The 25268-nt window shown below is 70.1% G+C and carries 23 protein-coding genes; 12 read left to right on the forward strand and 11 right to left on the reverse strand.

All coding sequences use genetic code 11. The features are described 5' to 3' along the window. Positions 1-74 precede the first annotated feature (74 nt). A complete protein-coding gene (locus tag ACQ4L4_RS14130; RefSeq protein ID WP_431104784.1) occupies positions 75-1661 on the forward strand; it encodes a M20/M25/M40 family metallo-hydrolase in 1587 nt (528 codons plus the stop codon). A 313-nt stretch (positions 1662-1974) separates the two neighbouring features. Continuing rightward, positions 1975-2190, forward strand: coding sequence for a cold-shock protein (locus ACQ4L4_RS14135; RefSeq protein ID WP_377152489.1), 216 nt, complete (start codon positions 1975-1977; stop codon positions 2188-2190). 54 nt (positions 2191-2244) lie between these two features. Here the strand turns inward: ACQ4L4_RS14135 and ACQ4L4_RS14140 are convergent, their stop codons facing one another. From ACQ4L4_RS14140 to ACQ4L4_RS14150, 3 genes are all read right to left on the reverse strand, one after another. Continuing rightward, positions 2245-2478, reverse strand: coding sequence for a hypothetical protein (locus tag ACQ4L4_RS14140; RefSeq protein WP_377152486.1), 234 nt, complete (start codon positions 2476-2478; stop codon positions 2245-2247). Positions 2479-2497: 19 nt separating this feature from the next. Next, positions 2498-2695 carry a hypothetical protein gene (locus tag ACQ4L4_RS14145; protein WP_377152484.1) on the reverse strand — a complete coding sequence of 66 codons (198 nt, stop codon included), beginning with the start codon at positions 2693-2695 and terminating at the stop codon, positions 2498-2500. A 191-nt stretch (positions 2696-2886) separates the two neighbouring features. Further along, positions 2887-3876, reverse strand: a complete 990-nt coding sequence (locus ACQ4L4_RS14150) for an aldo/keto reductase (RefSeq protein WP_431104785.1) — start codon at positions 3874-3876, stop codon at positions 2887-2889. Positions 3877-4054: 178 nt separating this feature from the next. On the opposite strand from ACQ4L4_RS14150, the gene ACQ4L4_RS14155 reads away from it, so the two are divergent. Then, complete coding sequence (locus ACQ4L4_RS14155) at positions 4055-4978, forward strand: M14 family metallopeptidase (RefSeq protein WP_431104786.1); 924 nt, start codon at positions 4055-4057, stop codon at positions 4976-4978. Between the two features lie 115 nt (positions 4979-5093). After that, positions 5094-5588, forward strand: a complete 495-nt coding sequence (locus ACQ4L4_RS14160; RefSeq protein ID WP_431104787.1) for a DUF1579 domain-containing protein — start codon at positions 5094-5096, stop codon at positions 5586-5588. Positions 5589-5617: 29 nt separating this feature from the next. On the opposite strand, the gene ACQ4L4_RS14165 is transcribed toward ACQ4L4_RS14160, so the two are convergent. Together ACQ4L4_RS14165 and ACQ4L4_RS14170 are read right to left on the reverse strand one after the other, a co-directional pair. Next, a complete protein-coding gene (locus ACQ4L4_RS14165) occupies positions 5618-6607 on the reverse strand; it encodes a dipeptide epimerase (RefSeq protein ID WP_431104788.1) in 990 nt (329 codons plus the stop codon). A 142-nt stretch (positions 6608-6749) separates the two neighbouring features. Next, entirely contained in the window at positions 6750-7901 is a 1152-nt protein-coding gene (locus ACQ4L4_RS14170; protein ID WP_431104789.1) for an NAD(P)/FAD-dependent oxidoreductase, read from the reverse strand. A gap of 125 nt (positions 7902-8026) precedes the next feature. Here ACQ4L4_RS14170 and ACQ4L4_RS14175 point away from each other — a divergent pair, with 125 nt between their 5' ends. Next, on the forward strand, positions 8027-9439 hold the full coding sequence (locus ACQ4L4_RS14175) for a peptide MFS transporter (protein WP_431104790.1): 1413 nt from the start codon (positions 8027-8029) through the stop codon (positions 9437-9439). A gap of 105 nt (positions 9440-9544) precedes the next feature. Here ACQ4L4_RS14175 and ACQ4L4_RS14180 read toward each other — a convergent pair whose 3' ends face one another. Beyond that, the gene (locus ACQ4L4_RS14180) at positions 9545-10264 is read right to left on the reverse strand and encodes a helix-turn-helix domain-containing protein (RefSeq protein WP_431104791.1); all 720 of its coding nucleotides are present in this window, start codon (positions 10262-10264) and stop codon (positions 9545-9547) included. A 175-nt stretch (positions 10265-10439) separates the two neighbouring features. Here ACQ4L4_RS14180 and ACQ4L4_RS14185 point away from each other — a divergent pair, with 175 nt between their 5' ends. From ACQ4L4_RS14185 to ACQ4L4_RS14215, 7 genes are all read left to right on the forward strand, one after another. Next, positions 10440-12725 carry a TonB-dependent receptor gene (locus ACQ4L4_RS14185; RefSeq protein WP_431104792.1) on the forward strand — a complete coding sequence of 762 codons (2286 nt, stop codon included), beginning with the start codon at positions 10440-10442 and terminating at the stop codon, positions 12723-12725. 10 nt (positions 12726-12735) lie between these two features. Beyond that, entirely contained in the window at positions 12736-14799 is a 2064-nt protein-coding gene (locus tag ACQ4L4_RS14190) for a serine hydrolase domain-containing protein (protein WP_431104793.1), read from the forward strand. Positions 14800-14868: 69 nt separating this feature from the next. After that, positions 14869-16908 carry a serine hydrolase gene (locus tag ACQ4L4_RS14195; protein ID WP_431104794.1) on the forward strand — a complete coding sequence of 680 codons (2040 nt, stop codon included), beginning with the start codon at positions 14869-14871 and terminating at the stop codon, positions 16906-16908. Positions 16909-17020: 112 nt separating this feature from the next. Next, on the forward strand, positions 17021-18484 hold the full coding sequence (locus ACQ4L4_RS14200; RefSeq protein WP_431104795.1) for a M81 family metallopeptidase: 1464 nt from the start codon (positions 17021-17023) through the stop codon (positions 18482-18484). Between the two features lie 27 nt (positions 18485-18511). Beyond that, the gene (locus ACQ4L4_RS14205) at positions 18512-18757 is read left to right on the forward strand and encodes a helix-turn-helix domain-containing protein (RefSeq protein WP_431104796.1); all 246 of its coding nucleotides are present in this window, start codon (positions 18512-18514) and stop codon (positions 18755-18757) included. 277 nt (positions 18758-19034) lie between these two features. Beyond that, positions 19035-20492 (forward strand): alpha/beta hydrolase family protein, encoded by a 1458-nt coding sequence (locus ACQ4L4_RS14210; protein WP_431104797.1) that lies wholly within the window; start codon positions 19035-19037, stop codon positions 20490-20492. Between the two features lie 66 nt (positions 20493-20558). After that, positions 20559-20711, forward strand: a complete 153-nt coding sequence (locus ACQ4L4_RS14215) for a hypothetical protein (RefSeq protein WP_431104798.1) — start codon at positions 20559-20561, stop codon at positions 20709-20711. 99 nt (positions 20712-20810) lie between these two features. Here ACQ4L4_RS14215 and ACQ4L4_RS14220 read toward each other — a convergent pair whose 3' ends face one another. The 5 genes from ACQ4L4_RS14220 to ACQ4L4_RS14240 all read right to left on the reverse strand — a co-directional run bounded on the left by ACQ4L4_RS14220 (position 20811) and on the right by ACQ4L4_RS14240 (position 24907). Then, positions 20811-20993: a CsbD family protein gene (locus ACQ4L4_RS14220; RefSeq protein WP_431104799.1), complete on the reverse strand. Its 183-nt coding sequence runs from the start codon at positions 20991-20993 to the stop codon at positions 20811-20813. 137 nt (positions 20994-21130) lie between these two features. After that, positions 21131-21388 (reverse strand): YdaS family helix-turn-helix protein, encoded by a 258-nt coding sequence (locus tag ACQ4L4_RS14225; protein ID WP_431104800.1) that lies wholly within the window; start codon positions 21386-21388, stop codon positions 21131-21133. A gap of 288 nt (positions 21389-21676) precedes the next feature. Beyond that, on the reverse strand, positions 21677-22249 hold the full coding sequence (locus tag ACQ4L4_RS14230; protein WP_431104801.1) for a hypothetical protein: 573 nt from the start codon (positions 22247-22249) through the stop codon (positions 21677-21679). Between the two features lie 146 nt (positions 22250-22395). Then, entirely contained in the window at positions 22396-23574 is a 1179-nt protein-coding gene (locus tag ACQ4L4_RS14235) for a Fic family protein (RefSeq protein ID WP_431104802.1), read from the reverse strand. Between the two features lie 70 nt (positions 23575-23644). Then, positions 23645-24907: an NAD(P)/FAD-dependent oxidoreductase gene (locus ACQ4L4_RS14240; protein ID WP_431104803.1), complete on the reverse strand. Its 1263-nt coding sequence runs from the start codon at positions 24905-24907 to the stop codon at positions 23645-23647. Between the last annotated feature and the right edge of the window lie 361 nt (positions 24908-25268).

Here is a 25268-nt window from a genome sequence, read left to right on the forward strand (position 1 = left end):
CGGGGGCTCCGGCGCGCTGCCCTGCGCGGCGCGCCGGCTTCGCCATTCCTGGAACGAATCCGGAGACAACACCCATGCGTTCATTCCTCACCATCACCGCGGTGTGCGTCGGCCTGGCCGCGCTCACCCCCGCATACGCGGGCGACAAGGTCTGGATCAGCCTCGGCGACGCCGCGCTGGCCCAGTTGCAGAAGCACCGCCCGGCCGCGCGCGCCGTGGCCAGCGTCAAGGCCGATGCCGCGCAGGACGCGTCGGCGCTGTCCTTCGCGGCCAGGCCCGAAGGCATCCACCTCGTCGAGGTGGACGAAGAGGCGCTCGCCTCGCTGAGCCACTCGATCCACGAAGAACTGCGCCGCTGCGGCGGCTACATGTACCACCCGACCCAGGAGGCCGGCCTGGCCTCGCTGAAGCGTCACAGCACGCCGGTCGCCTCGCAGCAGCTGGCCGCCGCGCTGGTCGCCACGCGGCCCAGCTACACGATCGATCAGCAATCCGTCGTGACGCCGATCCTGTCGCAGATGCAGGCGAGCAACATCGGGCAGACCATCGTCGACCTGTCCAACTACACCAACCGCTACTACACGAGCAGCAGCGGCGTGAACGCGTCCAACTGGCTCAAGCAGAAGTGGACGACGCTGGGCGCGGGCCGCAGCGACATCACCGTCGAGCAGTTCACCCACCCGGGCTGGGCCCAGAAGTCGGTGATCGCGACGATCCGGGGCAGCGACAACGGCAGCGAGGTGATCGTGATGGGCGCGCACCTGGACTCGATCAACCAGTCCGGCGGCTCGGGCGAGACCATGCGCGCGCCCGGCGCCGACGACGACGCCTCCGGCGTGGCCAGCCTGACCGAGGTCCTGCGTGCGCTGGTGCAGGCGAACTACAAGCCGCGTCGCACGATCAAGCTGATGGCCTATGCGGCGGAGGAAGTCGGCCTGCGCGGCTCGCAGGAGATCGCCAACAGCTTCGCCGCGGCCAACACGAACGTGGTCGGCGTGCTGCAGCTCGACATGACCAACTACAAGGGCGCCGCCAACGACATCTACATCTTCAGCGACTACACGGACAGCGCGCAGAACACCTTCCTCTCGAACGTGATCGCGACCTACCTGCCGACGCTGCGCGTGGGGACGGACCGCTGCGGCTACGCGTGCTCGGACCATGCGTCATGGAACGCCAAGGGCTACTTCGCGAGCATGCCCTTCGAGTCCGGCATGAGCAGCTCCAACCCGTACATCCACAGCGCCAACGACACCTACGCCAACATGGGCAGCCAAGCCGACCACGCGCTGAAGTTCGCGCGCATGGCCGCGGCCTACGCGGTGGAGCTCGGCAGCGACGGTCCCGGCACGCCGCCGCCGGCGGACAAGACGGAGAACTTCAGCGGCAGCCTGACGCGCGGCCAGAGCAGGAGCTTCGGCCCGTTCAAGGTCGCCAACGGCGGCAGCCTCGCGGCAAGCACGACGGGCACCGGCGACATGGACCTCTACGTCCGCAAGAGCGCCGTGCCGACGACGAGCACCTACACGTGCAAGTCGGACGGCTCGACGGCGACCGAGGGCTGCAGCGTCACCATGACGGCCAATGGCGACGTCTATGTGCTGGTCTACGGCTACTCGGCGGGCAGCTACCAGTTGAAAGTGACCTACCGGCCGCAGTGACGGCTGCAGTGACGGCCGCAGCGGCGGCCGCAGGAAGATCGCCAGGTCGGGCGTCCGCCCGGCTTGGCGCCGGGACATCGTTTCTTCGGCGAGAGACGTCAGGGGGTTTCATTCGTGCTACATTAGCCGGATAGATTCGCACAAGACCTTTCTTCTGAGGTCTTCTCTGCAGCCGCCGCCGGCCCTCCCCGGGCCTCTCGTGCGAGCGGACTGCTTCAGCAACACCCCCCCGCTGCAAGCTCTTGAGTGTGTCTGTCCCGGCCCGCAATCGTGCGCCGGGTTTTTTCCTGTCATTCATTCCAAAGGAAACAACATGACGACCAAGAAAACCGGCACTGTGAAGTGGTTCAGCGACGACAAGGGCTTCGGCTTCATCACCCCGGAAGACGGCTCCAAGGACCTGTTCGCCCATCACAGCGAAATCCAGAGCTCCGGCGGCTTCCGCACGCTGGCCGAAGGCGCCAAGGTCGAATTCGAGACCAAGGACGGCCCGAAGGGTCCCCAAGCCTCCGGCATCCGCGTCATCTGAACGCGGGCTGAGTGAGCTGACAGGCGCATCTCCCCGGAGCCGCGCCTTCGAGCCTCACAGCTTCCACCCGTCGCTGCTCAGCGACGGGTCGAGCGCTCTCCTGATCGCCTGCGCAGCCGCCTCGCGATCATCAGCGACGCCCTCCACGTGGAGCACCCTCCGCGTCGGCAGCCCCGGCCGCTGAAAGATCACCGCCCCGACGTCCGTCGCGGGTGCCGTGACAAAGACCAGATCAAACGAATCGATCCGCAGGCCGCTGATGTTGGCCAGACGCGTCCGGATCAGCATGGCATCGCCGCCGCGGTGGTCACGCCAGCTCCTGCCAGTAGATGCCCTCGCCGACCTCGGTCAGGCACAAGGCCCCACCCCGCCATTCCAGCCAATGCTGGCTCACGAGCCGATCGATCAGCAGTTCGGGGATCTCGCTCGCGCGACGTCGGTGGAGCGCGTCCACGCACGTGCGCAATGAGGCCCGGAGGGCTTCCAGGTCCTGCGGTACAGCCATCGTCCTACTCCTCGCGTTTCGAGCCACGACATGCGGCGCGAACAGAAGCGCCAAGCGATCAAGGCGAGGACTTGCGGCGCATTCGACACGCTCGAACGGGGCAAGGACTTCGGGATGACAACCTCACGGTCTATGGGCCGATAGTAGCGCAGACGCCTTCCGCGCAGTCCGCGGCGCCAGGCGGCCCGGATTCACTCGTGTCCGCTGATCGCGTGCGGTACGTAGGGCGCCTCCAGCGCGGCGATCTCGTCGGCATCGAGCGCGACATCGAGCGCACCCACCGCGTCCTCCAGCTGCCCGATCTTCGAGGCGCCGATGATCGGCGCCGTCACCTGCGGCTTCGCCAGCACCCTGGCCAGCGCAACCTGCGCCATCTTCGCGCCGCGCCTGGCCGCGAGGTCCTGCACGGCCTGGATGACCGGGCGGTCCTGCTCGCCCGACCCGTCGTAGAGCCGCTTGCCGACGTCGTCGGTCTGCAGCCGCGGCGTGGCCTCGTCCGCGGGGCGGGTGAGGCGGCCCCGCGCCATCGGACTCCACGGGATCAGCCCCACGCCCTGGTCCGCGCACAGCGGGATCATCTCCCGCTCCTCTTCGCGGTACAGCAGGTTGACGTGGTTCTGCATGCTCACGAACGGCGTCCAGCCGTTGCGGCGCGCCACCTCCTGCGCCTTCGCGAACTGCCACGCATACATCGAGGACGCGCCGAGGTAACGCGCCCGACCCGAGCGCACCACGTCATGCAGCGCGCACATCGTCTCCTCGATCGGCGTGTCGTGATCCCAGCGGTGGATCTGCAGCAGGTCGACGTAATCGGTGCCCAGGCGCGCCAGGCTCGCATCGATCTCGGCGAGCACCTGCTTGCGCGACAGGCCGCGGCGATGCCTGACGCCTTCAGGCGTCTCGTACGGGGAGTACATCTTGGTCGCGAGCACGACCTCCTCGCGGCGCGTCATCTCCTTGAGCAGCACGCCCACCATCTGCTCGGAGGTGCCGCCGGAGTAGCTGTTGGCGGTATCGAAGAAGGTGATGCCGCTGTCGACCGCCTTGCGGAAGATCGGGCGGGAGGCGTCGAGGTCCAAGGTCCAGCTGTGATTGCCGACGTCGGCGGCGCCGAAGGTCATGCATCCCAGGCACAGCCGCGAGACATCCAGTCCCGTGTTGCCCAGCTTGGTGTACTTCATGCCTGCAGCTCCTGGTTTGAGATCGAGCGAATGCCGCGCGACAGCCATGCATCGCGGCGCATGACGTCGCACAGCGGCGGCGTCCGCGGTCCATTCGACATGCCGCCGCAGGATAGTCGAGCATCGCGAATGGGAGACACTCGGCCTCTTGATGGCCCTCCCCGATATCGGAGCATTCATGACCTCAGCGCGTTTCTATCCCATCGGCACTCCCGGCGTCCCGTGGGGCGACGCCGAACGCACCGCCTGGCGCGAACGCCAGGTGGCCTCCCGGCGTTATCAGGACGACGTCGTCACGCGCGTCGAGGCCCTGGCCGACCGCTTCGAGATCGTCCGCTACGGGCAACTGGCCTATGGCGCCGATGCCTATCCGCTGCTCGCGTTGAAGAGCCGCTCGTGGGATCCGTCGCGCCCGGTGGCGCTGATCACCGGCGGTGTCCACGGCTACGAGACCAGCGGCGTGCTCGGTGCGCTTCGCTTCGCCGAGGAACACGCCGAAGCCTTCGGCGATCGCGTGAACGTCCTCGTCGCGCCTTGCGTGAGCCCGTGGGCCTATGAGCGCGTCTGCCGCTGGAACTATCACGCGGTCGATCCCAACCGGAACTTCGGCGCGCGCCGCGAGGCGGCGGAGTCGTCGGCGCTGATCGAGCTGCTGGCGCCGTACGCCGGCCAGTTCCTGATGCACATCGACCTGCACGAGACGACGGACACCGACATCACCGAGTTCCGCCTGGCGCTCGCGGCGCGCGACGGCAAGCCGCTCGTGGCCGAGGAAGTGCCCGACGGCTTCTACCTGGTCGGCGACAGCGAGACGACCCGGCTCGATTTCCAGCAGGCGATCATCGAGGCGGTGGAGCGGGTCACCCACATCGCGCCGCCCGATGCCGACGGCCACATCATCGGCTCGCCCTTGAGCGCCCGGGGCGTCATCGAGTTCCCGGTGCGCCAGTCGGGGCTGTGCGCGTGCGTGACGCGAGCGCCGTTCACGACCACCACCGAGGTCTATCCGGACAGCCCGCGGACCCACCCGGAGGAATGCGTCGAAGCGCAGGTGACGGCGGTGCGAGCCGCGCTCGACTTCGCCATCGCGCACCGACCCTGAGGCGGGCGTGAGACGGGCGTGAGACGGGCGTGAGACGAGCGTCCGGGTCTGCTGCCAGAACTGGACGGCCTCGCGCGGAAACTGGGCCGGTCGACCACTCGACCCGAGGCCCGCCATGCACACGCCCCCTTCTTCAGGCGCCGATGACTTCAACTTCGAATTCGGCGCCTGGACCGTCCAGCACCGCCGATTGAATCGACGCCTGAGCGCTTGCGACGACTGGACCTCCTTCGAGGGTCGCTGCACGACACGGCCCATCCTGGGCGGTTTCGGCAACCTCGAGGACAACGAGCTGGATCTCCCTGAGGGCAGCTATCGCGCGGTGGCGCTCCGATCCTTCGATGCCACGAGCGGGCAATGGGCGATCTGGTGGCTGGACAGCCGCGCGCCGCATGCACTGGACGTGCCGGTCAAGGGCCGCTTCGATGGTCCGATCGGCCTCTTCTTCGCCGACGACGTGCTGGACGGCCGAGACATCAAGGTCCGCTTCACCTGGGACAAGCGCAACGCGGACGAACCGCGCTGGGAGCAGGCGTTCTCCGCCGACGGCGGGAGCACCTGGGAGACCAACTGGGTGATGCGCTTCACGCGGGTCTCCACGGCGAGCTAGGGCAGCGCCGCATCACAGCGGCAGTCGTCCTACCCCCACACCGCCACCGGGCAGTCCACCTTCCCGTCCCCGTACCGCACGCCGGGCACGACGTCCTGCAGCAGGATCGTCGGCCCGTCGAGGTCGACGATGTCGCACAGCTGGCCGACCAGCATCGCCGGCGCCATCGCCAGGCTGGTGCCGCCCATGTTGCCGACCATCACGCCGAGCTTGAGCACCCGCGCGCGGTGCGCCATCAGCAGCCCTTCGGTCAGGCCGCCGCATTTGTCGAGCTTGATGTTGAGCACATCGAAGCGACCCGGCAGCGCCTCGAGTTCGTCGAGGTTCAGGCAGCTCTCGTCCGCCGCCGTCGGCATCGGGAAATCGACAAGCGCCATGTCGGCCTCGCGGCCGCGCGCGAAGGGCTGTTCGACGAGGCTGACGTCGCACGCGACCAGCACCGGCAGCAGCGGCTCGATCGTCGTCGGCGTGAAGCCCTGGTTGGCGTCGACGCTGAGCCACACGTCAGGCCGCGCGCCGCGCACCGCCCGCACTCGCGCGATGTCCGCGTCGGTGTCGCCGGTGAGCTTCAGCTTGAGCGCACGCATGTCGCGCAGCGCCTGCGCGGCCGTCGCCATCGCGCCCGGCTCGTCGGCGCCCAAGGTGATCGTCGTGGCCAGCGGTCGCGGCTCGCTGAGCCCCGCCATCTGCCAGACGGACCGGCCGGCGCGCCGGGCTTCGAGTTCCCACAGCGCGCAGTCGACCGCATTGCGCGCGCCGCCAGGCGGCAGCAGGCGCCGCAACGCCTGCCGACCGATGCCGCCCTCGATGGCCTCACGCACGGCCTCCAACTGCGCCGGCATGTCCGCCGGACGGTCGTCCAGGTAGTAGACGCCGGCCGCTTCGCCGCGCCCTTCGTACGGGCCGTCCCGCAGGACGACGCGCATCGCGGGCATCTCGGTGAAGCGGTAGCCGGAGATGACGAAGGGCTCGCGGAGCACAAGCTGCTCGACATGGCTGGACAGTTGGAGGCGGGTCATGGCGTCAGGGACTGGGCGTGAGAGGCCGGACGTCAACGCGAGGCGCAAGGGCCAGGCGTCGACGCTTGAAGTTGCGATCGCGGATGAGGTGCGATCGCGGCTGAGGGGCGATTGCGATTGCGGTCGCGGTCGCGCTTGAGGGTCAGGTGTTGCGGAAGCGCTGGGGAGAGAGGTCTCGGGCACGGACACCCGCTGAGGCGATGTCCTCGGGCAGGTCGCCGCCCAGCGCGAGCGCCGCCGCCGCGCGGCCCAGCGCGGGCGCGGTCTGGATGCCGTAGCCGCCCTGCCCCGCGCACCAGAAGAAGCCGGGCGCCGTCGGATCGAACCCCACCACCGGCGTGCGGTCGGGACTGAACACGCGCAGCCCGGCCCAACGATGGCGCACCCGCGCGACGCGTTGCCCGCTGAGCGTCTCGAAGCGGTCCACCGCGATGGCCACGTCCAGCTCCTCGGGCTGCGCGTCGCAGGGCGGGCTCGGCGTCTCGTCCGCCGGGGAGATCAGCAGCAGACCGGCGTCAGGCTTGAAGTAGTGGCTCTCGTCGATGGCGATGACCGCCGGCCAGTCGGCCGCCTCGGCGGCGGCGACGCCCGTCGGCACGTCGATCAGCGCGGCGGTGCGCCGCAGCGGCTGCAGGGACAAGGGCGCGACGCCGGCCAGTTGGGCCACCGTGTCCGCCCAGGCGCCGGCCGCGTTGATCACCAGCGGCGCGCGCACGCTGAAGCTGTCGGTGCGGGCGAGCCAGCCCTTCTTCTCCCGCACCAGCTCGCGCAGCGGCGAGCCCAGGTGCAGCCGCACGCCACCGGCCCGGGCCTGACGAAGGAAGCCTTGATGCAGCGCGTCGACATCGATGTCCGCCGACGTGTCGTCGAGCAAGGCACCTTCGATCCGATCGCGCTGAAGGATGGCCAGGCGCCTGATCACCTCGTCCGCATCCAGGCGGCGCGTCTGTGCGCGCACGTCCTCATCCGCGGCGAACCGGTCGGCGACGGCCTGCTGCCCGGCGCCGATCAGGTAGAGCGTGTCGCGCGCGCGCAGCAGCGGCACCTCGGCGAAGCCCGCCGTCGGTTGATCGAAGAACGGCCGGCTCGCCCGCGTCAGCGCCCGCACCGGCGCATTGCCGTAGAGCGCCGAATACAGCGCCGCGGACCGGCCGGTCGTGTGATACCCGGCATGCGCTTCCGCTTCGAGCACGGCCACCGTCATGTGCGGCGCCAGGTTCGCCGCGACCGACGCCCCGGCGATGCCGGCCCCGATCACCAGGCAATCCACGCTGCGGGCGGTCGTCTCACTCATGGTTTTTAGCTACTTTCCAAAATGGAAAATAACTCTACCATCCAGACAACTCGATGCACAACCTTGTTTGTCACGGGAAGACCCGCAGACATCCTTCCGGAGGCACCGCGACGATGAGCGCCACCATGACCACCCCCAGCCCTGCCCCCGACGCCGCGACGCCCATGCGCGCGACCTGGTTCGGCCAGCCGCGCGGGCTCACCGTGCTGTTCCTGACCGAGATGTGGGAGCGCTTCTCCTTCTACGGGATGAGCGCGCTGCTGGTCTATTACATGACCAAGCAGCTGCACTTCTCGCAGGCGGACGCTTCACTGATCTACGGGCTGTACACGGGCGGCGTGTTCCTCACGCCGATCGCCGGCGGCTACCTCGCCGACCGCTGGCTGGGACGGCGCCTCGCGATCGTGATCGGCGGCAGCCTGATGGCGGTCGGGCACTTCGCGCTGAGCTGGGAGGCGCTGTTCTACCCGAGCCTCCTGCTGATCGCGCTGGGCAACGGCCTGTTCCTGCCCAACCTGCCGAGCCAGGTCGGCGACCTCTACGCCGAGGACGATCCGCGCCGCGGCGGCGCCTACAACGTCTACTACGTCGGCGTGAACCTCGGCGGCCTGCTCGCGCCGCTGGCCTGCGGCACGCTGGGCGAGGTCTACGGCTGGCACTGGGGCTTCGGCGCCGCGGGCGTGGGCATGTGCGTGGGCCTGGCGATCTATCTGCTCGGCGGGCGGCATCTGCCGCAGGACCGGCCGCGCGACACGTCGGCCCGCGCCGCCAACGCCGCGAGCCCCGATGCGGCGGGGGCCGCGGGCTCGACCGGCTCCATGGGCGCGGCAGGATCTGCGGGCGGGAACGCGCGACGCAAGCCCGGCGGTGCGGCGATCGTCGTGCCGCTGCTGCTCGTGGCCTTGTCGGTGATGGTGTTCCGCAGCGCCTACGCGCACAGCGGCAACACGCTGGCGTTGTGGGCGGACACGAGCGTCGATCTGCACGTCTTCGGCTTCGCGGTCCCGGTGACCTGGGTGCAGTCGCTCAACCCGCTGTTCGTCTTCCTGTTCACGCCGCTGCTGATCCGCGCATGGCGGCGCGCCGCCGTCCGGGGCCGCGAACCGGCGCCGGTCCGGAAGATGGCGATCGGCGCGGCCGGCGTCGGCGCGGCCTACCTGCTGCTGGCGGGGATGGCCGCGATGTCCGATGGCAAGCCGGTGAGCGGCCTGTGGCTGCTGGTGTTCTTCGCGGTCTACACGATCGGCGAGCTCTACATCCTGCCCGTCGGCCTGGGACTGTTCGCTCGGCTCGCGCCGTCGGGCATGGGCGCGACGGTCATCGCGGCGTGGTTCCTCGCGGCCTTCGCGGGCAACCTGCTGTCGGGTGTCGTGGGACGCGCGTGGGAGTGGCTCGGCCCCGCAGGGTTCTTCGTGCTGCTCGCGGCGCTTGCTGCCACGGCCTCGCTGGCGCTGGTCGCGCTGGGACCCATGCTGAGGAGGTTAGAGGGGCCGCTGGCCCTCACCCCTACCCTCTCCCGCAAGCGGGAGAGGGAGTAAGAAAGGCTCAGGCGCGACACACCCTCCGCAAGCGGGAGAGGGGTCCAGAACCGTGCTCGGTCGGACACCCTCTCCCGCTTGCGGGAGAGGGAGGGGTGAGGGCCATCAGCGCTTCGAGCCGCGCGACTTTGCAGCCGTGGCTTTCGCGCCCTTGCCGGAAGACGCCGGTGCCGGCTCCTGCAGACGCCGCGAGACATCGATGAAATGCTGGCTGAAGCCGTCCGGCGTGCCGCTGCTGCGCGGCGCGCAGGTCGCCAGCACGCGGCAGCGCTCGTCGGACGCCTTCAGGTAGGCGTGCCCCATCTCGCTGTCGAAGTAGATCGAGTCACCCGCCTTCAGCACCACGGGCGCATACAGCTCGCAGTGGAAGGCGATCTCGCCCTCGAGCACGTACGCGAACTCCTCGCCCGGATGGCGGATGAGGTCGCCGAACTCCGCCTTGAACTCGTCCAGCGTGCGGGCGCGGACTTCGGCGATCAAGGGCGTGACGCGCTTGTTGAGCAGCTCCGTCGCCAGGTAGAGCTGCTGGTAGCTCTCGGTCACCACCTGCTGCCCTTCCCCCGCGCGCTCGACGATGCGGCGCCCACCGCCGCCCGGCGCGGCGCGCGTGCCCGGCACGTCGGCCAGCAGCTCGGCCATGTCCACGCCCAGCCCCTTGCTGAGCAGCATCAGCTTGTCGTAGGACAGCGAGACGTTGCCCTTTTCCAGTTTGGAAAGCGTCGACACCGCCAGGCCGGTCCGCCCGCTCACGTCGCTGAGCGTCAGGCCCAGCCGTCGGCGCACGCTGCGGATGTGGTCACCAGGAAGGTTCGATTCGATGGCCATGGTCGGGAGAAGCAAACAGTGCGGCGATCTTAGCAAGGCCTCCCCGGCGGACCACCGCGATCACCCTGGGTTGAAGCTTCGCGCGATAGCAGCTAAGGTTTCCACCAATGCGAAAGCTTTTTCCAAAATGGAAACTTGTGGCTCAACTTCGCCCGCCTCGCCAGGAGTCCACCGAATGAACGTCTCCCCCCGCTCTCCCCGCTCCGGCCGCCGAGCGTCCGCCGCGCGACGCTTCGCCGTAGCGCCGCTGCTGCTGCCCTGCCTGGCGGCGATGCACGCGTTGCCTGCCTGGAGCCAGGCCGCCGCACCGGCGGCGCCCGCCTCGCCGGCCTCGTCCGCGATGCCCGCGGAGAAGGACGGCGACCGCGCCGCGGTCAAGGCGGAGAAGCTGGAGGTCGTGACCGTCACCGCGACGCGCCGCCGCGAGCCGCTGCGCGACGTGCCGCTGCGCGTCGAGACGATCAGCACCGAGGGCCTGGAGCGTTCCGGCGCCGGCTCCTTGGTCGACTACGTGGGCAACCTGCCCGGCGTGGACGTGAGCAGCGACGGCGGCCCGGGCCGCGGCCAGGTCAGCATCCGCGGCATCAACGTCGGCAGCGCCGGCACGGCGACGGTCGGCACCTATGTCGACGAGGTGGCCTACGGCTCCAGCACCGCCTTCGGCGGCGCGGCGGTGGCGGCGCTCGACATGTCGCTGCTGGACCTGCATCACATCGAGCTGCTGCGCGGCCCGCAGGGCACGCTCTACGGCGCGGGCGCGATGGGCGGCCTGCTCAAGTACGTCACCAACGAACCCGACACCCTGGAGTTCTCCGGCAAGGTCGGCCTGGGCGTGCGCGGCATCAAGGGCGGCGCGCTCGGACACACGGAGAACGCGGTGGTGAACGTGCCGCTGAGCGCCGGCGTCGCCGCCCTGCGCGTGGCCGCCTTCAACGACCATGACGGCGGCTACATCAAGGCCTCCGGCCTGGCGCCGGGCAAGCACGTCAACGACGGCGACACGCGCGGCGGCCGGGTCTCGCTGCTGCTGGAGCCGATGTCGAAGATGAAGGTCCGCCTCTCCGCGGTCGACCAGAAGATCGAGCGCGACGGCACCGGCGTGGTCCAGTACGACGTCGCGACGGGTCAGCCGATCCACGGCGACCTGACCCATGACCTGTCGATCTCCGAGCCCTACAGCATCCGCACGCGGCTGCTCTCCGCCGACGTCGACTACGACTTCGGCTGGGCGCGCCTGAACGCCATCGTGTCGAGCCAGCGCTTCAACGGCGACACGCTGCTGGACGCCACCGAGATCCTCGGCGGCGGCGCCTTCGACTTCGTGCAGCTGGACAACCGCACGAAGCTGCGCAAGGAAACGCAGGAGCTGCGCCTGACCTCGGCGCGGGGCACCGTCGAATGGCTGATCGGCCTGTATCACAACAAGGAACGCAACAACTACAACCAGCGCCTGTGGGGCCGGCCCACCGGCGCCGACGCGGACATGGAGCTCGTGCGCGTGGGCCAGCCCGCGAGTTACGAGGAGAACGCCGTCTACGGCGACGTGACCTGGAATCCCAGTTCGGCGCTCTCCTTCACGCTGGGGGCCCGCGTGGCGCGCAACAAGCAGGCGTACGAGACGCTCACCAACGACGTCCCGGACTTCCCGGAGCCGGCCACGTCCAAGGACCGGTCGAACACCTACCTGGTGACGGGTCGTTATTCGCTCGACAAGCAGAGCAGCGTGTACGTCCGCGCCGCCAGCGGCTACCGCCCGGGCGGTCCCAACCCGCAGGCCATCGACGAGAACGGCCAGGTCATCCCCGGCGCGCCGACCTCGTTCGAGGCCGACACGCTCTGGAGCTACGAGGCCGGCTACAAGGCCGACCTGCTGGACCGGCGCCTGTCGCTGGAGGTCGCGCTCTTCGACATCCGCTGGAGCAAGCTGCAGCAGCCGCTCGCCTTCGGCGCGACGACGGTGATGGGCAATGCCGGCAAGGCCGAGGTCAAGGGGCTGGAACTGGCGTCGCGTTACGCGATCAACGACGACTGGCGGCTGGAGGGCAGCCTGGCCTGGACCGATGGCAAGCTGAAGGAAGAGGCGCCGGCCCTCGGCCCCTCCGGCGCGAAGCTGCCGAACTCGGCCCGGCTGTCCGTGTCCCTGGGCGCGCGCTACGCCTTCGCGCTGGCCGGCAAGCCGTCCTACGCCAGCCTGCAGGTGCGGCACGTCGGCAAGCGCAACGCGGGCTACGACAGCGACACCACCTCCATCCCCAACTTCGTGATGCCGGCCTACACGCTGGTCGACGCGCAGTGGGGCATGGACTTCGGCGCCTGGCAGCTGTCCGCCTTCGTCCGCAACCTGACCGACAAGCGCGCGATCCTCGGCGCCGACACCGCACTCACCGCCTTCGGCGGCCCGCTGCGCGCGACGCCGGCGCAGCCGCGCACGATCGGCGCCACGGTCACCTACAACTTCTGAACGCCGCTCCATGAAGCCCCTGACCCCGCGCTTCGGCGCCCCGATGTTGGCCGCGCTCGTCACACTCGTCGCGCTCGCCGCATTCACGACCTTCGGCGCGGCGATGCCGATCGCGTCCGCCCAGACGCCGACGACCGGCACCCAGTCACCGGCGATCGCACCGCCGATCGCACCGCTGACCGCGACCGCACCAGCCTCGGCGGCCTCCTCCGGGTCTGCGTCTGCGTCTGCGTCCGCTGCCGCGCCTGCCGCCGGCACGAAGGCCGCCCAGCCGATGACGCTGGCCGACACGCAAGCCTGGCTCGACGGACTGATGCCCGCCGCGCTGAAGATGGCGCAGGTGCCGGGCGCCGTCGTCGTCATCGTGAAGGACGGCCAGCCGCTGATCCAGAAGGGCTACGGCTACGCCGACTGGGACCGACGCCTGCCCGTCGACGCGGAGCGCACGCTGTTCCGCCCGGGCTCCGTGTCCAAGCTGTTCACGTGGACGGCGGTGATGCAGTTGGTCGAGCAGGGCAAGCTCAACCTCGACGCCGACCTCAACCAGTACCTCGACTTCAAGATCCCGCAATTCAACGGCAAGGCGATGACGCTGCGCCACGTGCTCACGCACACGACCGGGTTCGAGGAGACGGCCCGCGATCTGATCACCTATTCGGGCAAGTCGCCCGACCTGGCGAAGGTGCTCAAGGACTACATCCCGCCCGCGCTCTACGAGCCGGGCGCGCGGCCGGGCTACTCGAACTACGCGACGGCGCTGGCCGGCTACATCGTGCAGCGCGTGAGCGGTCTGCCCTTCGACGACTACGTCGAGCAGAAGATCTTCGCGCCGCTGGGCATGCGGCACGCGAGCTTCCGCCAGCCGCTGCCGCCGTCGCTCGCGCCGCTGATGTCGCAGGGCTACGAGAAGCAGGGCGAGCCCGGCAAGGGCTTCGAGATCGTCAGCCTGGCGCCCGCCGGCAGCCTGTCGGCGACGGGCGCGGACATGGGGCGCTTCATGCAGGCCTTCCTGCAGCAGGGCCGCCTCGGCGAGGCGCGCCTCCTCAAGCCCGAGACCGTGCAGCAGATGCACGGCCAGTTGACGAAGCCGATGCCGGAGCTGCTCGGCATCGGGCTGGGCTTCTACCAGCACGACATCAACGGCCATCGCGTCGTCGGCCACGGCGGCGACACCATCCTCTTCCACACCGACCTGCTGCTGTTCGTCGACGACGGCATCGGGCTGTACATCTCGGTCAACTCGCCGGGCAAGGACGGCCAGGGCAAGTGGCTGCGGGACACGCTGCTGGAGTCCTTCGCCGACCGCTATCTGCCCGATGCGCGCCCGGCGACGCCGCGGCAGGTCGACGACGCCACCGCGAAGCAGCACGCGCAGCAACTGGCCGGCTCGTACCAGAGCACGCGGCGCGAGGACTCGACCTTCTTCTCGTTGCTGCCCCTGCTCAGTCCGCTGAAGGTGCAGGCGCTGGACGACGGCCGCGTCGCGCTGGAGCTGGCCGGCACGCGCAGCGTGTTCCGCGAGGTCAAGCCGTATCTGTGGGAAGAGGAACACGGCAAGCGCCGCCTGCAGGCCATCGTCGAGAACGGCCGCGTGTTGCGCTGGGGTCTGGAGCCTTACGTCTTCGCCTTCGTGTTCGAGCCGGTGCCGGCGTTGTCGAGCGGGCTGGCGCTGCTGCTGGTCGGGCTCGCGCTGGTGACGATGCTGCTCACCGCGCTGCTGTGGCCGGTGGCCGCGGTGCTGCGTCGCAAGCACGGCGTCGCCGCGCCGGGGCGGCCGTTGCTGGCGGTGCGAGTCGCCAGCGTCCTCGTGCTGCTCACCGTGGCGCTGTGGACGCTGGTGTTCACGCGGCTTGAAGGCGACGGCGACCTGAGCGTCGTCCTGCCGCTCGCGCAAGGCCTGACCCTGCTGGCCTTCATCGGCGGGCTGCTCGCGGCGCTGTGGCACGCACGGCTCGCCTTCAAGGGCGGCAGCAAGACGGCGAAGGCGCTGGCCGTCGTCTGGGTGCTCGCCTTCGCCGTGTTGATCGTGATCGGCGGCGCCCACCACCTGATGAGCTTCAACCAGAACTTCTGAACCCGAGGCTCCCGGGATGGAGTCGGGGCGCGCCCACAAGGCGCGCCTGTTTCGCTTGAAGGATGCTCGATGAATCCGATGAATCCGATGAAGAAGGCCGGCCTCGCCGGTCTGGTGATCCTGGCGCTGACGATGTCCGCGACCTTGCCGTCCCACGCCCAACCGAGCGGCCAGCCCGCGGCGCTCCCGCCAGAGAAGCCACGCCTGCCGACGACCGCCGCCACGCCGGAACCGCCAGCGCCGTCCGCGTCGGCGCCTCGCGCGGCGGTCGCGCTGACCGCCGCCGACCTCGAAGCCTGGCTGGACGGCCGCGTCGCCTACTCGCTCGAGGCCGGCGACATCGCCGGTGCCGTCGTGTCCGTGGTGAAGGACGGCAAGGTCCTGCTCCAGAAGGGTTACGGCTACGCCGACGTCAAAGCCAAGGTGCCGATGAGCGCCGAGACCTCGATGGTGCGGCCCGGCTCGACGTCCAAGCTGTTCACGTGGACGGCGGTGATGCAGCAGGTCCAACTCGGCAAGCTGAATCTCGACCGCGACGTCAACGACTACCTCGACTTCAAGATCCCGCAGACCTTCGGCAAGCCGATCACGCTGCGGCATCTGATGAACCACACGGCCGGTTTCGAGGAAGGCCTGAAGGACCTGCTCGCCTACGACCCGAAGCTCGCGCCGTCCAACGAGGACTACCTGAAGCAGCATCCGCGGCCGATGCTGTTCGCGCCGGGGCAGGCGCCTGGCTACTCCAACTACGGCGTCGCGCTGGCGGGCTACATCGTGCAGCGGGTGTCGGGCGAGCCCTTCGACACCTACATCGACCGCCACATCTTCCAGCCGCTCGGCATGCGGCACTCGACGACGGCGCAGCCGCTGCCGGCGAAGTTCGAGCCCTTCATCGCGAAGGGCTACCGGCAGGCAAGCGATCCCGCGCCCTCCCCGTTCGAGCTCGTCGTCACGGCACCCGCGGGCAGCGGCAGCGCAACGGCGGCGGACATGGCGCGCTTCATGCTCGCGCACCTGCAGCAGGGCAGGCTCGACGGCCACGAGATGCTGAGCCCCGCCACCACCGCGCTGATGCACAGTCCGTCCGCGCAGGCGCGGCCCGGCTTCAACGTGATGGCGCACGGCTTCTTCCGGGAGTACCGCAACGGCCGCACGCTGCTCGGCCACGGCGGCGACACCATCGTGTTCCATTCCGACCTGAGCCTGCTGCCGGACGAAGGCGTCGGGATCTTCGTGTCCTTCAACAGCCGCGGAAAGGACTCGGCGGTCTACCTCGCGCGCAAGGCCTTGATGGAAGGCTTCCTCGACCGCTACTTCCCCGGCCAGCCGGTCGTCGACGCGCCGGCGCTGGCCTCGGCGCCGAAGGACGCGCCGTTGATCGCGGGCCGCTACCAGACCTCGCGTCGCGTCGAGCATGGCTTCCTCAGCGCGCTGTACCTGATGAACCAGACGGTGATCGCCGCCAATCCCGACGGCACGATCCTGGCGCCGTCCGGCCCGACCGGCGAGATGGCCACCTTCCGCGAGGTCGCGCCGCAGCTGTGGCGCAAGCAGGGCGGCACGCAAGAGCTCGCGCTGGCCGACGTCGACGGCGTGAAGACCGTCATCGACAGCGAGAACCCGGTCTCCGTGCTGCAGGAAGCGCCCTTCCTGCGCTCGGCGCCGTTGACGCTGAGCATCCTGGGGCTGTCGCTGCTGGTGCTGGTCAGCGCGCTGGTCGCGTGGCCGCTGGGCGCGCTGCTGCGCCGCGCGGATCGGGCCACGAGCGGCGCGTCGCCCGCGCTGCTCCGGCTGCGCCGCTGGCAGCGCATCGCCGTCGTGGTGGACGTCGTCTACCTGGGCGCCTGGATCCTCCTGATCATGCCGGTGCTCAGCACCGACCTGGCGATCTACAACGGCGGCAACGACTGGCTCTTCGGCCTGATGCAGCTGAGCGGCGTGTTCGCGCTCGCGGCGGCCATCGTCGGCGTGTGGGTGGCATGGCGATTGTTCCGCGTCGATGCGACGCGTCTCACGCGCATGTGGGGCGTGCTGGTGGCGCTCGCGCTGGTGGGCATCGTCTGGATCGGCGTCGTCGGCCAGTTGATGAGCTTCAACCTCAACTACTGAGCGCCCGCCATCGCACTCGGCGGTCCTCGAGGCCCTCGAGGACGTCTACCGCCCTTGAACGCCATTGCACGCCCTTGAACGCCCTTGAACGCCCATGAGCACCGGACGACCCATGAAGTTCTTCATCGCGCACCTCGCCACCGAGACCAACACCTTCGCCCCGGCGCCGACGGGGCTCGGGGGCTTCGCGGAATACGGGATCTTCCACGGCGACGCGAGCGTCCGGGATCCCGAAGGCACCGGCGCCTTCCTGCGATTCCTGCGCGATCTGATCGAGGCGGACGGGCATGAGGTCGCAGAGAGCCTGTGCGCGATCGCGCAGCCCTCGGGCCGCACGGTGCGGCATGTCTACGAATCGCTGCGCGACGAGATCCTCGCCGACCTGCGCGCGGCGATGCCGGTCGACGCGGTGCAGTTGCTGCTGCACGGCGCGATGGCCGCCGAGGGCTATGACGACTGCGAGGGCGACCTCGCGGCGCACATCCGCGAGGTCGTGGGCCCGGACGTCCCGATCGGACTCGAGCTCGATCTGCATTGCCATCTCACGGCCTTGATGCAGCGCTCGGCGGACGCGATCGTGGCGTTCAAGGAGTACCCGCACATCGACGCGGAGCCGCGCGGGCGGGAGCTCTACCGGATCCTCGTCGACACGGCGTCGGGCCGCGTGCGGCCGGTCACGGCGACCTTCGACTGCAAGATGGTCGGGCTCTGGCACACGACGCGCGAGCCGATGCAGTCCTTCGTCGCGCGCATGCAGGCGCTGGAGCAAGCGCCGGGCGTGCTGTCGGTCTCGCTCGGCCACGGCTTCCCGTGGGGTGACGTGCCCGAAGCGGGCGCGAAGCTCTGGGTCGTGACCGACAACGACCCGGCGCTGGCGCGCTCGCTCGCCGAGCAACTGGGCCGCGAGTTCTGGGACCTGCGCGACGAGATCGGCCCGGAGCTGATCGATGTCGACGGCGCGCTCGATCGCGCGCTGGCGCTGGGCGAAGGCCCGGTGGTGCTGGCCGACATCGCCGACAACCCCGGCGGCGGCGCGCCGTGCGACAGCACCTTCCTCCTGCGCCGCATCGTCCAGCGCGGCATCGGCAACGTCATCGTCGGCGCGTTGTGGGATCTGGGGGCGGTGCACATCTGCCGCGACGCGGGCGTGGGCGCGGAGCTCGACCTGCGCATCGGCGGCAAGTGTGGACCGGCCTCGGGCGATCCGCTGGACCTGCGCGTCGTGGTGCGGGCGGTGGTCCAGGACCACACGCAATCGGCGCTCGGCACGCGGGAGCGGCTCGGCACCTGCGTGCGCGTCGAGGCGGCGAACGGCGTGCACATCGTGCTCTGCTCGATCCGCACGCAGACCTACGGCACGGACGCGTTCACCGGCCTGGGCCTGACGCTGGAGAACAAGGCGCTGATCGTCGTGAAGTCGACGCAGCACTTCCACGCGGAGTTCGCGCCGATCGCGGCCGCGGTGCTCTACGTCACCACGCCCGGCGCGATGAACTGCGATTTCGCGAGCACGCCCTACCGGGCGAGGTCGTTGGACTATTGGCCGCGGGTGGCGGATCCGCACGGGTTCGGTTGACGCGCCGTCCGGCGAGAATGCGGCCCCATGGCACAAGGCAAACGCATCTCGGTGGACATCGACGAGGACGCCCTGCAGGCGATCAAGGCGCTGGGCGCCGCGGCCAAGGCCGCGCGCACGGCGGCCGGCGAGAGTCAGGGCGCGGCAGGCGCGCGGCTGGGCGTGCATGTCCAGACCATCGCGCGCATCGAGTCCGGCGAGCCCGGCGTCGCGATCGGCCATGTCTTCGGCATGCTGGCCCTGTATGGGATCAGGCCGGCCCTGCCCGATTGAGGCGCGATCACTCCGCCCCCTGAGTCTCAGGCGCCGCCGCGGCGCGTCCTGAACGCCGGCACCTTCATCCGGTTGCCGCATCCCCCTGGCCCGCACGCTGCGCCGCCTCGAACGCGCCGACCTCGGCATGCCATCGCAGGTCCGCGCCGCGGGCGACGCTCGTCGGCCCGCAGGGCAGTTCGTCACGGCCCGTCGGCGGCGTGTCGCGTGGCGGTCGCCTCGACCGTGGCGGACATCGAGACTCCGGCCTCCGATGACCGATGTTCGAGGGGAACGAATGAAATCACTTGTCGTGCTGGCGCTGTGTGCGCTGCCGGCCGCGGCGCCCGCTCCGGCAACGGCCGGGACGTCACAAACCTCGCAGGCGTCGCAGGCGTGGCGGACGTCGCAGGCGTCGCAGACCTCGCAGACGGCCAAGGCGCCACCGATCGCCACGACCGGTCGAGCGCCCGCGCCCGTCCCGCGGACGACGAGTTGCCTGATCGGCGCGTATCGATTGAAAAATGGCCAGACGCTCGACATCGCGGCGGCCCACGGCAACAGCTTGCGCTGGACCGCCCTCGGCGGCGAGACGGGCCGGCTGCGCCCTCTGCCCGATGGCGCCTGGACCGGCACCGTCGGATGGACCGACAGACCGGCGACAAGCACGCTGTCCTCGGCCGACTGCGACACGGGCGAGATCACCTTCGGCGGACAGCGCGGCCAGCGCATCGCCTTCGACGTGAGCGAGACCACCTTCGATGCGGGCGGCGTCCCGCTGGTCGGGCGCCTCGTCATGCCCAGGGGCCGGGGCCCCGTGCCGGTGGTGGTGCTTCTCCACGGCTCCGAATCCGATTCCGCACGCGAAGGCAATGTGCTTCAACGCGTGTTCCCCGCGGAGGGCATCGGCGCGTTCGTCTACGACAAGCGGGGCACGGGCGCCTCCGGCGGCGCCTACACGCAGGACATCGGCGTGCTGGCCGACGACGCGGTGCGGGCGATGCAGGAGGCCCGCCGACTCGCGGGATCGCGCGCGGGCCGCCTCGGCTATCAGGGCGGCAGCCAGGGCGGGTGGGTCGCGCCGCTGGCGGCGGAGCGCGCGCCGGTGGACTTCGCCATCGTGAGCTTCGGCCTGACGGTCTCCATGCTCGAGCAGGACCTGCAGAGCGTGGCGCTCGAGATGCGCGCCCACCGGCACTCCGCGCAGGACACCGAAGACGCGCTGGCGCTGGCGCGCGCCGGCCAGACCGTCATCGAGACGCGCGGCAGGGAAGGCTACGAGGCGTTCGACGCCCTGCGTGAGCAGTACCGGTCACGGGCCTGGTACCCGGACGTGCGCGGCAACTTCCTGCATCTGGTGCTGCCGCTCGACAAGTCGCAGATCGTCGAGGGACTGAACACGACCTACAAGTTCGACGTGTCCTTCCGCTACGACCCGATGCCGACGCTGCGGGCCTCGCGCACGCCGCAGCTGTGGATCCTCGGCGCCGACGACCGCGTCGCGCCCAGCGCCGGCGCCCAGGCGGACATCCGGTCCCTGATCGCGTCGGGCCAGCGCTACACCCTGGCCGTGTACCCGGGCGCCGATCACGGCATGACCGAATTCGAGCTCACGCCCGAGGGCCGGCGGATCGCCACGCGCTACGCCGGAGGCTACTTCGCGCTGATGCGGGATTTCATCCGGGACGGCGACATCGGCGGTGCCAGCGACCGCTACGGGGAGGCGGTCATCACCCGGCCCCTGCCGGTGAAGTGACCGGGGCTCGCGGCAGTAGTAGAGTGCCGCCATCCCGACCCTGAACGACCAGAAGGAAATCAAGCCATGCCAAAAGGCGAGCAACGCAACGACAAGGCCAACAAGAAGCCCAAGAAGGACACCAGCACCCCCAAGGAGTCGTCCTCCGTCTCCACCCGGCCGGTCGCGCCGATGACGTCCGTGATGCCCAAGGGCAAGCTGAAGAACAAGCCGGGCTGATCGCCCGCTTCGTCCTGCCGGTCCGGATCGACCGGTCCGGACAATGAAAAACGCCGGCGGGACGCGAGTCCCGCCGGCGTTCTCACTGGTACCGGGCAATCAATGCTTGCCGGCGTCCTTGGCCGCTTCCTTCACGTCGCCGTAGGCCTTCTGGGCCTTGCCGTCGACCTGCTTGGCCAGGCCCTTGGCCTGCTGCTCGGTGCTGCCGACCACTTCACCGGTCTTCTGCTGCACCTTGCCAGCGATGTCCTTGGCGGCGCCCTTCACTTGGTCCTTGTTCATCATCATCTCCGGAAGTTACTGCGTGTCCCGCAGGGTGCGATGGCACTGAAATCATCCTAGGCGGGGCGTCTCCCGCCGCGTGACGGCGGGCGGCGCATCCTCCCGTCGGAGCGGTCCTACAGGTTTTCGAACAGGCGCTACCGCCCATCGCACGCCCGGGAGAACGGATTGCGCCGGGGCATGTTGGCGATCTCCTGCAGCATCCACAGCTCGGCCGGCGTCATGTGGATCAGTTGCCCCAGCGCGGGCAGGCGGTCCGTGGGGATCGTGCGGCCGCCCGTGCGGGCTTCGCTGACGTGCTGCCGGGGGACCTTCAGATGGCGGGCCAGCGCGGCCTGGCTGCCGCACAGGCGCACGGCCCGATCGACCGCGCCCTGCCAGGTCGGCGTCGACATGGGCGCGGTGGCCTCGCGGGCGACCGAAAGAACGCCTGAAATGGCGCCTGAAGTGGCACCGGGGATGGCGTCGGGGATGGCGTCGGGAAAGAGGGTTCCAAGAGTTTCCATGACGAGAGATCCTGCTGCCGCGTCGGCGGACAGCCGATGGCGCCGCCTGGGCCCGCGGGCATGGCGGCGTGACCGCATCGATCGGGCGCAACGACGGCGGCCCGGGCGAGGCGGAACGGCGGAGCGCGCGCCGTCCGCGCCAAGGGCGTGGACGTGTTCGCGCGCCATCACGGCCGTTCAGCGCCGGGGCGGTCGCTCCAGTCGTGTATCGCCGATGCTGCGCCAGGTCGGCGGCTCGGCGCGTGGCCAATGGCCGTTGGCGCTCGCGGGCGCCGGCACGCGCGGCATGTCGACGTTCGCCATGGGCAGGACATAAGCGCCCAGCGCCGCCGCGTCGCCCGGGGAAGGCCCGTCGTGATCGTCGAGCACGACGGTGGGATCGCCGGCCTGGTGGTGGTGGCGCTCGAACGGACCGTGGGCATGGACATGCGCGGGCTTCCGGTGGCTCTGGAGCTGCAGCTGCTGCCGGGCCCGCGCGGTGTCGAGGGCCTGTGCGGTCTCCTGCCCTGCCAGCACCTGCAAGCCCCGATGGACGAGGTCACGCCATGTCTGCGCCAGCGTGCGCGCGTCGTGAGCGTGATCGACGGCGGCCGCGGTCCGGTGGTGATGCGTCGGGCCGAGCGTGCTCAGCCGCGCGCCGGCGGCGCCGTACAGCGGGACCGCGGCGCACAGCAGCAACAGCAGCACGCCTCGCGACTGGCGCAGCCAGCCGGCGAGCATGCGGGCGAAGGATCCGGTCGCAGGGCGCATCGCGACGCAGCCTCGCCGAGCTTCATGTCAGCCGCATGACCGGACACCCGGAGCGCGCGCGGCGTCCCAGGTTCCCGGGTCGCCTTTCCGGATGGCGCTTTGAGGCGCCGCATCTGCGGGCGCAGCCAAGGGGCGGAGCGTCGACGCTACGCGATGCCGTGCGTCCAGCCGGGCACGTCGACGTAGTAGCGCACCGCCTTGCCCGCGCCGTGCGCGCGCAGTTGACCGGCCGCGGTCATCTCCGACAGGTCGCGGGTCGCCGTCGCCTTCGACACGCCGGTCATCTTCATGTACTTCTCGGCGTTGAGCCCGCCGAGGAAGCCGCCGTCGCCGTCGTCGAGCAGGCGCTGCAGCACCTTGCGCCGGCGCTCGGCGAGCGCCCCGGCGGCATGGGTGTCCCAGAAGCGGCGCTTCTGGACGGCGGTGTCCATGACGTGATTGGCGGCATCGCAGGCGCCGGTGTACTGGCGCACGAACCATTGAACCCAGGCCGTCAGGTCCATCCCGCCACGCGAGCCCTCCAGCGCCGCGTAGTACTCGGTGCGCGCGGTCAGCAGTTGCCTGGACAGGCTGTGGAGCCGCATCGGCGGTCTGAGATGCTGGGCAATCGCCATGTCGATGATCGCCCGGCCGACGCGGCCATTGCCGTCCTCGAACGGATGGATGCTCTCGAACCAGAAGTGCGCGATCGCGGCACGCGCAAGACCGTCCAGTCGCGGGCCATCCTCCGACGGCGGCGCGCCCTTGCGCGGCGTGGTGGCGGCGAACCACGCGAGGAAGCGCGCCATCTCGGCGGGCACGTCACGGGACGGGGGCGCCTGGTAGTGCACCACCTCGCGACCCGGCCGTCCGCTGACGATCTGCATCGGATCCGCATGATCGCGGTATCGGCCCACGGCGATGCGCTGGAGGCCGGAGAGTCCGTCCGGGAACAGCGCCGCCTGCCAGCGGCAGAGGCGGTCGTCGTCCAGCGGTTGATCGATGTGCGTCGTCGCGTCCGCGATCATCGCGACGAGTCCGTCGACGTGACGGTCGACCGGCCCCTCCTCGCTCAGGCCCATCCGCCGGAGCACCGACGAGCGCACCGCATCGGCGGAGAGCCGTTCCCCTTCGATCGCCGCCGTCGCCAGGACCTCGTCGGCGAAGACATCCAGCACGACAGGACTGGTCACTCCAAGCCCGATGGCCATCGCCTTGCCTTCGACGGTGCCGTGCAGGACGTAGGCCTCGAACAGATCGGGCGCGACGGCCTGGGCGTCGTAATGGAAGGCCGGCCAGTCGGGGCGCTGCCAGATCCAGGTCGGCGGAGCGGTCTTGCGGGTCATGAGCCGCATTCTGGCATTTACGGCTCATCCGGTGAGCCGTATTTCGTCAAATGCGGCTCACGCCACCGATTCAACCCAGATATGCCGCCGCGCCGTCCCCGGCGACCAGGCCGCTGGCCATCGAGGCCGTCAGCAGGTAGCCGCCCGTCGGCGCTTCCCAGTCCAGCATCTCGCCGGCGATGAACACGCCGGGTCGGGCCTTCAGCATCAGCCGCTCGTCGAGCGACTCGATCGTCACACCGCCCGCGGTGCTGATGGCCTCGGCGACGGGGCGCGCCGCCCGCAGGCGCAGCGGCAGCGCCTTCAGCGTGCGGGCCAGCGTCGCCGTGTCGGCGTACTCGTCCTTCGTGAGCACCTCGTGCAGCAGGCCGGCCTTCAGGCCTTCGATGTTCAGTCGGCTCTTGAGGTGTGAGGACAAGGACCGCGAGCCGCGCGGATGGGCGACCTGCTCCAGCACCCAGGCCGCGTCGCGGCCCGGCAGCAGGTCCAGGTGCACGAGCGCTTCGCCGTCGCGCTCGAGCTTCTCGCGCAGCAGCGCCGACGCCGCGTAGACCAGCGAGCCTTCGATGCCGGTCGCCGTCACGACGAATTCGCCCTGGCGCGAGAAGCGCCGGCCGTCGATGCCCTCGGCGGTCAGCGCCACCGGCTTGACCGGCTGGCCCGCGAATTTCTCGGCGAAGAACGGCGACCAGCCCGGCGCCGCGCCGTCACGCGTCGTGCCGAGATCGAAGCCGCAGTTCGCGGCGCGCAGCGGCGACACGGTCGCGCCGACTTCGGCGAGCAGCGGCGCCCAGGCGCCGTCGGACCCCAGCTGCGGCCACGAGGCGCCGCCCAGCGCGAGCACGACGGCGTCCGCGGTCACGGTCGTTTCGCCTTCGGGCGAGCGCAAGCGCAGCGCGCCCGCCGCGTCCCAGCCCAGCCAGCGATGCCGCATGTGGAAGCGCACGCCCTGCGCGCGCAGTCGGGACAGCCAGGCACGCAGCATCGGCGCGGCCTTGAGGTCCCTCGGAAAGACGCGCCCGGATGTCCCGACGAAGGTCTCGACGCCGAGGCCCTGGGCCCAGGCGCGGAGGGCTTCGCCGTCGAAGCGGTCGAGCCAGGCGCCGACCTGGCGCTGGCGCTCGAAGAAGCGCGAATCGAAATCGGGGCGAGCCTCCGAGTGCGTCAGGTTCAGACCGCCCTTGCCCGCCAGGAGGAACTTGCGGCCGACCGAGGCCATGGCGTCGTAGAGGTCGACGGAGAGACCGGCACGGGCGAGACGCTCGGCGGCCATGAGGCCGGCGGGGCCGCCGCCGATGACGGCGACGCGACGAGGGGATTCGGAGATGGGCATGGGATGGAGGGTACTGCGCAAGGCCGCGCAGTGTGCCAGACGGTCGCGGATCTCCCGGATCCGGGCGATCGGGCGGCCCCCGGGCGCAGCCGTGCCGTGGCCGCCCCACCCGGAAGAGGTACGGCGAATCGCCGCGCTTACCGTTGATTGCAGCTCTTGCGCCTGCGCGTTGGAACCGCTGTCAGCTCACCGAAAAAATGGATCGATTCGAGTCGCGCCGCTGTCGGCCGCGTCGGTTCCCCACAAACGCCAGAGAGAGCAGCGCATGCACCCTTCCCACCGCCCGAGCTTCGGCAAGCGCCCGGCCGCGTCGACCACGATCGCGCTGGCCTTCAGCGTGCTGCTCAGCGCCTGCGGCGGT

It is taken from the genome of Roseateles noduli (genome assembly GCF_050626985.1).
Classification (GTDB): Bacteria; Pseudomonadota; Gammaproteobacteria; order Burkholderiales; family Burkholderiaceae_C; genus Roseateles; species Roseateles noduli_A.